Consider the following 12,564-nt stretch of genomic DNA (forward strand, 5'->3'; position numbering starts at 1 on the left):
CTCATTCAACATAATTTCTTGAGAATTTCAACGAAAGAATTAGGGATTTAGAATCCCATTACTGCGTGATGAGGCAAGCAACAGTGCTGAAGGCAATCCCATTGTTGGAGAAAAATGTGGGTAATGCAAGTCCTAAAAGGAGAGGGAAGCGGAAAAACTTTTTTGCCCCAAAGGGAAGCCAAATTTCCCTTTTCTTACATAGGAGAAATTCTTCTAAGATGACTAAATTTGAATTATGGAGCAGCTTTTCAAATATGCTCAAAGTGCCATTCAGTTAAATCCCATCATGACTTGTACAGGTGTAATAACAGGTGTAACATCCCAAGTACTGGTACTAGTATAGTCTTGTGTGCTTGGAGCCGGGAAGAAAATACAAGCAATCAAGCTCACGAGCAACATGAGGATAAAGCCTGCTATGAGAGTAATAATGGCATTGTAGTTATCGCGATCAGCTTTACCCTCTTGCTGGTAGTGGCAATCGGCCAATTTGGTAGTATCATCTGATTCAGAGTGTTCAAACTGTTGACGCAATAAGCGACTATAGATTTGGTGAGCAGTTTCCCTAGTCATTGTGTTATATCTGCTGCTTTGGTTGGGGATGCTTGGCATAATAGCTCTGGGGCTTGGCGAGCATAGTTGTTGCTCAGTTCCTCTAGAGAGGCTGTATACATTGCTGCGCTATTGATGTGAACTTCATAATTTTACAATGTTTGTTGAGGCAGAATACAGCTTATTCGGCAGCGAGTTCACGCAATCATTTGATTCTCAAAATCCCCTAGCTGACTCGCTAGTGCTACATTGCTCGTACCATAGATTTGAGGCAGTCTTTTTGTTTGTGCCAAGATGGTTCGTACCGGTGTGTTAGAAATGTCTGCGAGGTTACGCCCTTGAGCAAGTGCAATTCCCGCTGCAATTCCTACTCCCTGTCCAACACCACAGTTGAATTCTACAATTCTCCCGGCAGAAGAGGCATAGCCAACAAATCCAGAAGCTGGACTGATAACTGCCAAGTTAGGTACATCTTTGATAATGGCGTGCTGGATGCCAATGTTGAACAGTGGTGGGTTGAGAAATGCAAGATTGTTAAAACCTTTCTCAGCAGCTCTTGTATCTAAACCTTTGATTCCACCACGGATATCGAAATGGTATCCAAAGCTTCCCAAAGCTTCACTTGCTGGTACGCCGCCCGTTAGCATCTTAGAACCACTGAGGGGGTCAACAGCTCCTACAATATTGCCTGCATGGCGTATATACAGTTCGTGTGCGGGCTTCACCTCCCTCGCGCCAATGCTTTCAAACCATTTTCTCACAAACACTATCTCATGCAACATTTCTAGTGTTGGCTTGGCTTTGGCGCGTGCTAGAGCTTCCGCTTGGTCAGCATTGACTGCAAACAACAATGCATTCCAAGACAACCTCCCCTGAGACAAAATCGCTATATTACCGTTGTCAAGGATGGCACGACTAGACTCAAAGGATAAGGGAGTCCCTCGGAAAGCGTGGTAGGCGATAGAAAGAGCTTTGCTGCGAACGTCGATGTAGTCTTTGCCTACAAACATTGTTTTCAAATTGCCATTAGAATCAACTAGGTTTTTCCTGAGCTGATCTGCTCTTGCTGGATCTCCTCCTGCGGCAAAATTTAACCATTTCTGAGCTTCGGTATCTGCTGTTTTGGTGAAGCGTTTGAGATATTGATACTCTACATTTTTAAGTCTATCAATACTCAGCCCATGAGTTTCAAAGACTAGGGTCACTGCCAGTTCCGAGTCAGGTAAACCAAACGTCTCAAACCCCTTAAGTTTTTTTACTCCAGCCGCTTGCGCCAATTCTGCATTCACCGTGCAGTCAATAAACTGTTTGCCGAGATAGGTTTCATCTTTAGTCAGTTCAATACCAGTGATTTTCTGGCTTTCCTTGATAACGGACTTAATTTCAATATCGCCAAGAATATCTGCACGCACCTCGCGTAACATCTCTCGTAAAGCAGTATCAGCCTTAACTGGGTCAAGAGCAATTTGCGCTACTCCAGCTCGTTGCAGAAATTCCTTGTAAATAGCCGGTGAGTCACCAAAAGTGTCCAAATTACGAGATTGACGAATGGCAAGAGGAACTGTAGAGCGGTCAAGATAAGACAACCTACCGCGCACTAAATGACCCCCGATGCCTAATTTAGAACTTCCTTTAAACAGTAGCAAAGTCCGTGGGTATTGATTCGTCTGGCGGAAGTATTCCCGCGCTGCACAAACTAGAGCGAGAACACCGGGAACTTCGTCTCCGAAGCAAATAATGTCGTAGGTGCGAACTATGGAAAGAACCCTGACTTCAGACATTGGATTTTCTGCTTGACTCTTAATTCTCTAAATAAAATCAACAATATTAAGTTCTGTCATTCCAGAAATGAATAGATACCCTGACGGGTACTTTTTGAATCACTGGAACGCCAGCACTACTGTCACCACATTGTAAGCCATTCAAAATTCACGCATTGGCAAAGCCTGTTCCCGCAATCATCCTGCCAGCAAGCTGTTTGCCAATTTAATGTGCATCAGTTTAATTTTTTTGAATTTTTATGATAATTCTCATTAGACTTCTTGCAAAATTATGATTCATGGATATTTAGAACCGCAGATAAACGCAGATAAATTATCTGTGTCCATCTGTGGTTAATTATTCTTTTTTTTGGACTTTTGCAAGAAGTCTTATGACGAAGCGCATTTACCAGATGTCACTTGAAAGGGCAAATCTAAAAACTCAAAAGTCAAAAGCCAAGAGGAAAACATTGTTTTGACCTTCAACTTTTGACTTGTTTAATTTAGTATGTGCCATGCACAGACAAGTCATTTTTGTCTGTGATATTCTTCATGCCAAACTATTTAGCAACCACCAGCCCAAGTTACCCATTTATGGGATGAGCCTGTATGTACCGCCTCACTCACTTCGTTTTCAGTTATGGTTGCTCCTGTGAAATCAGCGCCTCCAAGTTCTGCTTCATTCAAGTTGCTACCAATCAAATTTGCCTGACGAAGATTGGCTCCACTTAAATCTGCTCCACTGAGGTCTGCTTCAGAGAGGTTTGCCGCAACTAGGTTTGCCCGAACTAAATTTGCACTCCGCAAATCTGCACGACTCAGGTTTGTTTTCTCCAGATTGACATTAATTAGGTCTGCACCGATCAAGTTTATCTCACTCAAGTTAGCACCCGTGAGGTTTGCGCGACTTAAATCTGCATCTGTCAGGTTTGCACGGCTTAAATCGCATCCACTCAAATTTACCTGAGTGAGGTTAGCTCCACTTAAATCTGCTCCACCTAAATTTGCACCACTCAAGTCAGCATCACTCAGGTTAGCTTGATGTAAATTAGCTCCATTAAAATCCCGTTCTCCTGCTGCATATCCACTCAGGAGTTGGTTAATGTCCATATTATCCGCCTCGCAATGTTTTACAGGTCAGAAAGTCTTTTTATTAAGTTCCACTTCACTCAAACCACATTCAAGATTATTCTTGAGTTACTAGTAACTACAATTTTAGCTATCGCTTGGAATATTCTTTTTATTTTGATAGAGCTTCTATTTTTTGGAGCATTTCCTTAACGGAAATATACTTAATGAGTAATAGGCAACTATCCAAGCAAGCCAATTAATCAAAAAGTTGAACACATTGCAATGCGATTGCCCTATGTCCCATGCCCTAAGCCTACGACATAGCTACGCCGTAAGTCCTGCGCTCAACAGGTAGTTTGGGCTTGCGCTTACGGAGTGCCCGCCAGAGGCGATGCTCCCAGAGGGAGCCGCCCCTTGGGCGATGGGCTTTGCCCCGCCAGAGGCGATGCTCCACAGGAGCCGCCCCTTGGGCAATGGGCTTTGCCTACTTCCTGCGATTGTATTGCATAAACGGTCATGCTTTGATAAATGTACTTAGTATCTACTAACGGATTTTGACAACATAACAGAAATCTCCAGGGTGCAATACCGTAAGTGCAAACACATACCTTGGGAGAATAAGATGAATCCTGACAAATTGAAGAATCAAAAGCATATAAAATGTAACCATTGCGGCTACCAGACAAATCCTACTACGGCTAAACGCTGTCAAAAGTGCGGTAAATCCCTGAATGTTTCTCTGATACAAAACAGCAACGAGGTGACCAAACCTAAGCCTAAATCTTTGGACGATTTGCTGTTGACACCTTGGACAATTCGGCTTCTTTCTGTTCTGGTGTTTCTGTTTGTGAGTTGGTTAATCTACTGTGCGTTCGTAACTGTCAGCAGTCTGAACAAGTCCAATGAGATTGGAGTTGCCAATTCTAGTGACAGGAGTCAGAATATCTCTCCTGAGGTCAAACTCTACAATTCTATAAAAGAGGTACCGAACGTGCCGGAAGGTACATTTAACTACGGTGTTAGTGCCACCTTTGCAGCGCTAACGGCTCACGGGTTAAACGAAGCCATCTCGGCAGTTCATCCTAATTTTCGCCTCCGCTACACCGAACCAAAAGACAATCAAGTAGGTAGCAAAAAGGCAATAGTTCTGCTACTTGATGGTCAACTGAGCTTTACTCAGCAAGGATCATCTCTCAAAGATGAATTTTATCGCAAGGCTGAACAACGGGGCTTTAAGCTAAAGCAAATCCCAGTGGCTTTGGATGCGCTTGTCTTCTGTAGCCATCCAGATATCTCCATTCCTGGACTTTCAGTTGAGCAACTCCAAGACATATATAAGGGAAAACTCACTAACTGGAAGCAGGTGGGAGGACCGGATCTGCCAATCGTACCTTTCGCCAGAGACCCTAAAGCTAGCAATTTATTGAATCAGCTTCTGGAGAAAGAAGTTGGGCAAATTAGTTCCAGGGTACAGTTCACGCACAATTACACTGAGGCTATTCGTCAGGTTTCCTCGACACCAGGGGGGATTTTCTTTGGAGGAAGTGGACCAATTGTGGGTCAAGGAACAGTCCGCCCCCTTGCTGTTGCTAAAGCTAACTCCAAAGAATATGTGCCGCCCTTCATAGAAGATAACAAGCGGCTTAATACTGCCGCAATCAGGGATGCCTCTTACCCCCTCTCCCGGCGTCTGTTTGTTATCGTTCGCGAGGACGGCACAATCGACGAAGCTGCTGGGGAAGCCTATGCCAATATGTTACTGTCTAAAGAAGGTCAGCAGATTGTCGAAAAGGCAGGACTCGTTCCCTTGCGTTGAGAATATGAACCATTCTTCACTGAACGCAAGTTCGATGAAAAGAGTCTGCCAAGGAAATCATCACAGATACAGCTTACAGCGCAGCACGATAAAATCAGTCTTCCAAAGCTCTGTCAAACTCACGTTAATAAGACACGCAGCAATGCCTGCTGAGACATCGCTTTTTACTCATCTTAAATACTCACTCTTACCCTAAATTCTTATGATCAAGTTTTGTTGAATCGTTAATTTTAGCACCGTAGAGGTTAGCAAAACTCAGATAGGCATTGCTGAGGTTGGCACTGCGGAGATCAGCATTACTCAGGTTAGCACCGTTGAGGTTGGAAAGTTTAAGGTTAGCATCGCTGAGGTTAGCACCGCTGAGGTTTGCCCCACTGAGCTTAATACCGCCAAGATGGGCACCATTGAGATTCGCACCTTTGAGGTTAGCACCGTCGAGATTGGCAAGGCTGAGGTTAGCACCGCTGAGGTCAGCACCTTTGAGGTCGGCTTTACCAAGGTTAGCACCGCTGAGGTCAGCACCTTTGAGGTTGGCTTTGCTAAGGTTGGCAAGGCTCAAATATGCCCCACTCAGGTTAGCACTGCTGAGGTTAGCACCGCTGAGGGTTGCCCCACTAAGGTTAGCAAGGCTGAGGTCAGCTTTGCTGAGGGTTGCCCCGCTAAGGTTAGCACGACTTAGATATGCACCGCTGAAGTTGGTACCGTTTAGGTTAGCACCAATGAGGTTAGCACCTCCAAGTTTGGCATTACTGAGATTGGTACTGTCAAGGTTGGCATCGTTGAGATTGGCATCACTAAAGTTAGCATTAAATAGGTTAATACCGCTGAGGTTTGCCCCCCTGAGGTCTGCTCCTGCAAAGTCTTCAGCAGACAAGTTATCAGTTTTTCCTTTGTCAACACGCTGGTTCCGATTTTGAAGTTCTTGGGGAGATGCTTCAGCCATAGCGCAACTTTGACCGACTTAGATATATTCCTCTATGACTCTACGAGATATTTAGCTAGCGCCATATCTATCATTCGTTGTTATTCTTTTGCCAAATATTAATAACTGATGACAAGCCTAGTAGTCCGCCACAGCAACTTTGCCTAGTTTGTAGTCAGGACTTTAGTCCTGAAAAAGCGATAAATCGCTTACTACGAACCCCGCACACTTTGTTTGGTAAACCACTAGTTGCTTTGGATCAAGGGTTGGGCAAAGCCAAGCGCTGTAACGAGCGATCGCGAAATCACCTGACTCACCAACTGATTCCCCTGTAAATTGAGGTGAATATGGTCTTGATACAAGGCTTTGGGGTTTTGCTGTGAGTTAAATATTGGTAGAAAATCTAGATAAGTTATTGCCTGCACTTGACAAAATTCAGTCAGCCGTTGACGTGCTTTGATTTCGTAATCGCGGGGTTCAGGCTCACCAATTTCTCGTAGTAAGGGAGTCATGACGAGAAGGAATTGACAATTGGCTTGACGCGCAAGCATTTGGATGTTAACGATTGCTTCTAAATTAAAACCAACTCTATCGCCCCCTTCATGATGCACTGCTTCTATTTCTGGTATTGGTGTCGGCTTTAACACGTAACGTTGGAATACTTCCACCAATGCTAAAGGCGGTTTCTTGTCTGGATAGTTGCGATCGCGTCCTACGGGTGAAGAGGTGGGAGCCGTAGCAAACAAATCATCGGTATTAATGAGTAGCACGACTGCTTGGGCGTTGAAATTGCCAAACTTCTGTAAGTAGGCTAATTCATTTCTAGGTCCCCAAGAGTTGGCTGAAGCATTCAGCACTTCTACTTGTTGGAAATGACTAACAACTGCTGAGGCTAAGGAGCGCCTCATCAAGCTAGAAATCGTATTATCTTGGTCTGTCCACCAGCCGCCATTTGCAATAGAATCTCCCAGAAGTAGCACCCGCAGTGTAGAGGGTGAAGGAGTCTTTTGTATCGGTTCACCTCGCATCGAATACTCATTAATCTCAATCCGATGACCAAAGCGACGAGTCTGTTGGTTAGGGGCTAACAAATAACCAATCTGCTGGTCTGGAATATATGTTAAAGGATTGCCAAACCCGAACAGCGATCGCAATCCCACTTCTATCACTACAAACAATCCGATCACTACCAACACACTCATGATTAGCGCCACTTTCACCGTCCAACACCCTCAAATTAATTTTTCTTAAAAATTTTAACAATTATAACGTTCTAACGTTTTAAGTTATACCTTTCTATAGAGGCAATCTCATATATAAATTGTATAAAAGATAGATAAGTACGCTGGTATAAGTACTTATAACAATGTCAATGTTGCAAAGCTTAAACAAAATGTTATGAATAATTTCATCTTGAATGGGAACGAAAAGACTAAAATCAAGACGGACAGACTAGCACTGTAACAAAGGAGGATTACAAAGCTATGTCCGACTTAAACCGAGGAATTATGAAATTTGAGGGCGCTGATTCCCCAAAAGTAGTTACCATCTCCTCTGTGCTGCTTTTAGGGTCAATTGTTGCTCTGATTATTTGGGCGCTGCAAGCAGCCTATGCAGTTCACTAATCGGATGATGGAAATCCTAAATTCAGGGAACTGAATGTACCATAAACGTCATTCTGAGTACAAGCCTACGCTTATTTGAATAAGCGCGAGTGTTTTGCTTAGGTATGACACAAGCTATAAATTTTATTTAGTACCCAAAAGCTAAGTACAACATACTTGAGCAAGTAGGGTAGGACACTGGCGATGACGGTTTCCGTCACAGCCAAGTGTCCATAATAATGCTGTAATGAAGATAATAATAATTTTTAGATTTAAGATTTGAGATTTTAGATTGAAAATAAATCTAAAATCAAAAAGCGAAAATGCTTGAACTCTGGGGTATTGTCATTGTTTTCGTTGTCTGCCCTTTGTTGGGTGCGCTACCAGTGATCGCTTGGATCACCCAAGCAATGACAGGACGGCAGCTAGCACAAATTGGTACAGGCAACATCGGTGTTTCATCTGCTTTTTACCACGGCGGTACGCTGGTAGGAATTCTGGCAGTTTTCTCAGAAGCCCTGAAGGGGATTGCCGCAGTCTTGCTCACCCGTACTTTATTTGGAGAGGAATCAGCTTGGGAATTGATTGCTCTAATTACCTTAGTAGTAGGACGATACTCAGCGGGCAGAGGAGCCGGCACGACTAACGTTGTCTGGGGATTTACCGTACACGATCCACTAGCGGCAGTCTTTGTATTCTTGCTAGCAGGAGCTAGTTTTACGATTCTGCGCTCTAGGCAACTGGCAAAATTTGGAGTTTTAGTTTTATTTCCGCTGATTGTAGCGCTCCTGCATGCTGAGGAGCCAGCCAGAATTATGGCTGCTGTTGCTCTTGCTGCGTTACTTGGCTGGATTTACAAACAAATTCCTGACGACCTGAATCTTTCTATTGAAGAAGCACAACCAGAGTCACAAGCAGCGTTTAAATTTTTTCGTGGCGCTCAAGACACTCTCACTCTAGATGACGAGTTGGACGCTGCTTTTGTAGGGCAAAAGGCAGCTCGATTAGCCGAAATTAAGCGATGGGGCTATTCGGTGCCAAAGGGGTGGATTATTGCTCCGTACGAAGACCCCGAAGCGTTGATAGAAATGCTTCAGCCGTCAGAGTTATTGCCGTTTGTGGTGCGTTCCTCGGCAATTGGAGAAGACACTGAACTTGCTTCCGCTGCAGGACAGTATGAAACGGTTTTGAATGTGACAAGCAAACAGTCTTTGCGAGAAGCGATCGCCCGATGTCGAGCTTCCTATGATAGTCCAACTGCAGTGCAGTACCGACGTGATCGTGGGGTACTAGAAGCAGCAATGGCAGTACTGGTTCAACAACAAGTCCAAGGTGTTTATTCTGGTGTTGCTTTTACTCGCGATCCCATCACCAAACAAGGTGATGCTGTAGTCATAGAAGCTTTACCAGGAAACGCCACTGGTGTTGTTTCCGGAAGAGTGACACCTGAAGAATATCGCGCCTATGTCGTTGAGACAGATAATTTCACTTCTATACAATTGGAGGGACAAGGGAACGTACCAGCAGCATTAATCAAGCAAGTGGCATACCTATCTCGCCATCTCGAAGAACGTTACCACGGCATTCCTCAAGACATCGAGTGGACATACGACGGTCAAACTCTTTGGGTATTGCAAACTCGACCCATAACCACCTTACTGCCCATATGGACGCGCAAAATTGCCGCAGAGGTGATCCCCGGACTCATTCGCCCGTTAACTTGGTCGATTAATCGTCCCTTAACTTGTGGCGTTTGGGGAGGAATTTTTGCTTTAGTGCTGGGTGAACGCGCTGTTGGGCTAGATTTTAACCAAACGGCGACACTGCACTATTCCAGAGCCTACTTTAATGCTTCCCTGTTGGGGGAAATTTTCCGCCGCATGGGTTTACCACCTGAAAGTTTGGAGTTTTTAACTAGGGGAGCAAAAATGAGTAAGCCTCCCTTAGATACGACGTTGCGGAATTTCCCTGGACTGCTACGTTTGCTGGTACGGGAATTTTGTTTATTAATGGATTTTAACTGGGATAATCGCAGGCGGTTTGTTCCGGCTTTGTCTGAGTTAGGTCAAGAATTCGTAGAAGACCTTGACCCAGTAAGGCTGTTGGCAAGAGTTGACTTTATTCTGGAGTTGCTTCGCCGTGCGACATACTACAGCATATTAGCTCCGTTGAGTGCGGCGTTGCGGCAAGCAATTTTTCGGGTAAAGGATGGGGAGATTGATAACAGTCGGACGCCAGAGGTGTCGTCGTTGCGAGAGATTCAAGATTTAGCCATCAATGCGAGGCAGGTCTTACCTGAGTTTAACCCAGATAAGGCGTTTGAGCAGTTAGCACAAACTCCTGAAGGACAAGAGATTCTGGACAAGTTCGACAAATTGCTTCAGCGTTACGGTTATTTGAGCGAAGTAGGAACTGATATTGCTGTTCCCACCTGGAAAGAAGAACCACAGGCGATTAAGCAGTTGTTTGTGCAGTTCATGCAGACAAACGAGCCGCCAAGAAACCAAGAGTGCCAAGCTAAGAAGAAGAGAGGTTTTGTCCAAAGGCGTGTGAATCTTAAAGGGCGAGTTACCGAGATTTATTCTCGACTCTTAGCTGAGTTACGCTGGTGTTTTGTGGCGTTGGAAGTGGTTTGGTTAAAGTCTGGCTTGCTCGAACAGCCAGGAGATATATTTTTCTTGGAGTTTGAGGAAGTGCGGCGTCTTGTTGAAAGTTTTGAGCCAGATTTTGTCGAACAGTTGCAAGATTTAGTGCAACTGAGGCGCACACAACTTGCGCAAAATGGTCAACTTAATCCAGTACCTCTTTTAGTTTACGGGAATAATCCCCCGGCATTGCCTTTGCGAACTGCGATCGCCTCACCTGACCATGTGTTGCAAGGCATTCCCGCCAGCCCTGGACAAGCGGAAGGACGGGTGAAGGTGTTGCGAAATTTACAAGCAGTTCCAGATATTGACAAAGACACAATTCTGGTGGTACCTTACACAGATTCTGGTTGGGCACCTCTACTTGTTCGTGCTGGAGGACTGATTGCTGAGGCAGGTGGACGACTTTCTCACGGGGCAATCATAGCTCGTGAGTATGGTATTCCTGCCATCATGGATGTTAAAAGCGCTACATGGATGTTGCAAGATGGTCAGAGGGTGCGGATTGATGGGTATAGGGGTATTGTGGAAATATCTAACGACTTAAGACCTGACTTGAGACCAGAATGAAACTCACTTCCCTAAATGACTTGGCTCTTGAGCCAGTTTCTCATAACCCTGAAATTAAGAAAAAGGTGATGCTGCGCTTTGGCGATTTGCCTCACCTGACTAACTTTTCTCAGTCACGTTTTGCCCCTGGACAAACAGCACCAGCCCACGTTCATCAAGATATGTGCGAAGTTTTCTTTGTTGAATCTGGTTCTGGTGTCATTCACGTTGATGGTAAAGAGTATCCCTTGATACCAGGGAACTGTGTAGCGGTTGAACCAGGAGAGTTTCATGAAGTTGTTAATAACGGTTCAACTGAGTTGGTTCTGACTTATTTTGGATTACGAGTCGAAAAATAAGCATCAAGATACTGGCAAGATATCTCAGTGCCCTTGAGTCTCACAGGACATCCCGTTGTTGTCTACCCCTTCGCACTACGTGTCTGGTGAGCGCAAAGCGCAGGCTCCGCCAACGCCTAGGGTGCCCTTTACGAAGTGTGTCCAAAGGACATAGGCATAAACATTTCTTTTTCTTCATTCCATAAATGAATGCGCGGGGCAAGCATCCTTTTATTATTCTGACTACTGAGTCCTGAGTCCTGAGTTCTTTGTTCGGTCAACGTTTTTACAATATCCCAGTAGCTAAAAATCTATTGTCAGAATATAAAAATTTAGTCAATAAATACAAAATTGAGGAAATTCCCAGCAGCCTGTATGTCAGAAATAGATCATTCGAGGTTTTTACTATAAAAAATCCAGCCAATGACACACCGCGCACTGCTGTTAGTTAATCGTCAAGCCCGTCAAGGACAAAAGCGCTTACCCGAAGCGATTCGCTGTCTTAAGCAACTAGGCTTGAATTTGATTGAAGAGTACACTGAACAACCACAGCACTTAGATGAAATCATCAAACGCTACGAGCACGAAGTTGACTTAGTCATTGTTGGCGGTGGCGATGGTACCCTGAATGCTGCGGTGGATGCTTTGGTAGAAACGCAGTTAACCTTAGGAATTCTCCCTCTGGGAACCGCCAACGACTTAGCTAGGACTCTAGGAATTCCCAACTCTTTACCCGAGGCTTGCAAAATTATTGCCAATGGTGAGGTACGACGTATTGATTTGGGTTGGGTGAACGGTAAGCACTTTTTCAACGTAGCAAGCTGTGGGCTGAGTGCGAAAATTACGCAGCGACTCACGAAAGAAACCAAGCGTCGTTGGGGAATATTGGCTTACGCTATCACTGCATTGCAAGTGATTTGGGAATCTCGACCTTTTAGCGCCGAAATTTCTATGAACGGCAAATCCATTTCGGTGAAAACGGTGCAAATTGCCGTAGGTAATGGTCGGTACTACGGCGGTGGTATGGCTGTGGTACATGATGCCACAATTGATGACCAAAGGTTAGATCTATACAGCTTGGAAATTAAACATTGGTGGCAAATTATACTCGTATTACCTGCCATGCGACAAGGACGACACATTCATTGGCGAGGTGTCCGCGCCCTCAGTGGTCAAGAAATTGAGATTTTTACACGCAAACCACGCCCCATCAATACAGATGGTGAAATTACGACCTACACCCCTGCTCACTTCCGCGTTATCCCCAATGCTTTAAGTGTGTTGGTACCATCAAATGAATGATCAATAAT

Annotated in this window: 11 protein-coding genes; 5 read left to right on the forward strand and 6 right to left on the reverse strand. The window is 44.6% G+C overall.

Going from position 1 to position 12,564, the window contains the following annotated elements; translation table 11 throughout:
- Positions 1 to 270 precede the first annotated feature (270 nt).
- The 4 genes from MAS10914_RS0116170 to MAS10914_RS34280 form a co-directional block, all read right to left on the reverse strand.
- A complete protein-coding gene (locus tag MAS10914_RS0116170) occupies positions 271 to 570 on the reverse strand; it encodes a hypothetical protein (RefSeq protein ID WP_017316990.1) in 300 nt (99 codons plus the stop codon).
- Positions 571 to 746: 176 nt separating this feature from the next.
- Positions 747 to 2,330 carry an FAD-dependent oxidoreductase gene (locus tag MAS10914_RS0116180; protein WP_017316992.1) on the reverse strand — a complete coding sequence of 528 codons (1,584 nt, stop codon included), beginning with the start codon at positions 2,328 to 2,330 and terminating at the stop codon, positions 747 to 749.
- A gap of 543 nt (positions 2,331 to 2,873) precedes the next feature.
- The gene (locus MAS10914_RS0116185) at positions 2,874 to 3,419 is read right to left on the reverse strand and encodes a pentapeptide repeat-containing protein (protein ID WP_017316993.1); all 546 of its coding nucleotides are present in this window, start codon (positions 3,417 to 3,419) and stop codon (positions 2,874 to 2,876) included.
- A 274-nt stretch (positions 3,420 to 3,693) separates the two neighbouring features.
- Positions 3,694 to 3,834: a hypothetical protein gene (locus MAS10914_RS34280; protein WP_156818169.1), complete on the reverse strand. Its 141-nt coding sequence runs from the start codon at positions 3,832 to 3,834 to the stop codon at positions 3,694 to 3,696.
- 168 nt (positions 3,835 to 4,002) lie between these two features.
- On the opposite strand from MAS10914_RS34280, the gene MAS10914_RS0116195 reads away from it, so the two are divergent.
- Positions 4,003 to 5,196: a PstS family phosphate ABC transporter substrate-binding protein gene (locus MAS10914_RS0116195; RefSeq protein WP_017316995.1), complete on the forward strand. Its 1,194-nt coding sequence runs from the start codon at positions 4,003 to 4,005 to the stop codon at positions 5,194 to 5,196.
- A 187-nt stretch (positions 5,197 to 5,383) separates the two neighbouring features.
- Here MAS10914_RS0116195 and MAS10914_RS30310 read toward each other — a convergent pair whose 3' ends face one another.
- The gene (locus tag MAS10914_RS30310; protein WP_017316996.1) at positions 5,384 to 6,139 is read right to left on the reverse strand and encodes a pentapeptide repeat-containing protein; all 756 of its coding nucleotides are present in this window, start codon (positions 6,137 to 6,139) and stop codon (positions 5,384 to 5,386) included.
- 224 nt (positions 6,140 to 6,363) lie between these two features.
- On the reverse strand, positions 6,364 to 7,320 hold the full coding sequence (locus MAS10914_RS0116205; protein WP_017316997.1) for an SGNH/GDSL hydrolase family protein: 957 nt from the start codon (positions 7,318 to 7,320) through the stop codon (positions 6,364 to 6,366).
- A 282-nt stretch (positions 7,321 to 7,602) separates the two neighbouring features.
- On the opposite strand from MAS10914_RS0116205, the gene MAS10914_RS34995 reads away from it, so the two are divergent.
- From MAS10914_RS34995 to MAS10914_RS0116225, 4 genes are all read left to right on the forward strand, one after another.
- Positions 7,603 to 7,743, forward strand: coding sequence for a hypothetical protein (locus MAS10914_RS34995; RefSeq protein ID WP_017316998.1), 141 nt, complete (start codon positions 7,603 to 7,605; stop codon positions 7,741 to 7,743).
- Positions 7,744 to 8,045: 302 nt separating this feature from the next.
- Positions 8,046 to 10,937, forward strand: a complete 2,892-nt coding sequence (locus tag MAS10914_RS0116215) for a glycerol-3-phosphate acyltransferase (protein WP_017316999.1) — start codon at positions 8,046 to 8,048, stop codon at positions 10,935 to 10,937.
- Positions 10,934 to 11,275 (forward strand): cupin domain-containing protein, encoded by a 342-nt coding sequence (locus tag MAS10914_RS0116220; RefSeq protein WP_017317000.1) that lies wholly within the window; start codon positions 10,934 to 10,936, stop codon positions 11,273 to 11,275. Before MAS10914_RS0116215 ends, MAS10914_RS0116220 begins: the two co-directional genes overlap by 4 nt.
- Positions 11,276 to 11,677: 402 nt before the next feature.
- On the forward strand, positions 11,678 to 12,556 hold the full coding sequence (locus tag MAS10914_RS0116225; RefSeq protein WP_017317001.1) for a lipid kinase: 879 nt from the start codon (positions 11,678 to 11,680) through the stop codon (positions 12,554 to 12,556).
- The last annotated feature ends 8 nt before the right edge of the window (positions 12,557 to 12,564 follow it).

The organism is Mastigocladopsis repens PCC 10914 (assembly GCF_000315565.1).
GTDB classification, from domain to species: Bacteria; Cyanobacteriota; Cyanobacteriia; order Cyanobacteriales; family Nostocaceae; genus Mastigocladopsis; species Mastigocladopsis repens.